Origin of the sequence: Amphritea pacifica (genome assembly GCF_016924145.1) — a bacterium.
GTDB classification, from domain to species: Bacteria; Pseudomonadota; Gammaproteobacteria; order Pseudomonadales; family Balneatricaceae; genus Amphritea; species Amphritea pacifica.
Genome location: NZ_JAFFZO010000089.1, coordinates 1 through 743 on the forward strand (window position 1 = coordinate 1; position 743 = coordinate 743).

The 743-nt window shown below is 51.7% G+C and carries 1 protein-coding gene; it reads right to left on the reverse strand.

Annotated features, from left to right (window positions below; translation table 11 throughout):
* A partial coding sequence (locus tag JW499_RS21535; RefSeq protein WP_205212503.1) for a hypothetical protein occupies nucleotides 1-180 on the reverse strand: 180 nt, incomplete at its 3' end.
* Nucleotides 181-743: the final 563 nt, after the last annotated feature.

A 743-nucleotide genomic window follows, 5' to 3' on the forward strand; every position in this document is an offset into this window, starting at 1 on the left:
GGGTAATCGCTGCTCGAATTGTTGCGTTGTAACGCCATCAATACCCGCAGCCGATTGTTTATTGAGGTGTGCCCAGGCACGATACAGCGCATCGGCTCTCAGCTGTCCATAAAGATTCTGAAATCGATGCTTCGTGTGGGTGTGTGCTTTAAATGCTATGGCGTTTAAGGCAGTTGTCATAGTGTCTCCAGCCCTACGTTGTCCGGACTATGTATCTATTAAACGCCGTGATATTACTGTCAGCCCCTTCGCCAGGTAGACGGTTTTCCCGCCCTCAGACTACTATGAGCTGATCCGACTTCCGGGATGCCTTCGTTCGCCTCGTATTTTACTCAGCAGCCCTACCCATTTCCCTTGGGAGCACGTCCGGATCTCACAAGTTCCTGTCATAACTCTTTATACATGCCACGGCTTGATAACTCCGCCAGTTCGCCACAACCTCGCCTAATCGGTTGCTTTGCATGGACTTCGACTGCGTTATAAGCCTGGTCAACTGAGACTCGCTATTTTCGGAGCAATACCAACACTTCAGGGGCACGGCACCCCCTATGGCCTACATAATTCTCTGTCTACGCTTCACGGTGATTGTTCGTCTGATTGCGTCCTCACGCAGAAAAGTGACTCACTAATCTCAGACTCCGCGCACCGCGCAAGACTCGATACGGGTGAGTGGCTAACTCTTACCCGACAGGGACTTTCACCCTGCAAGTTGTGACAAGCTTCGCTTGTCGCACTAACGCCGC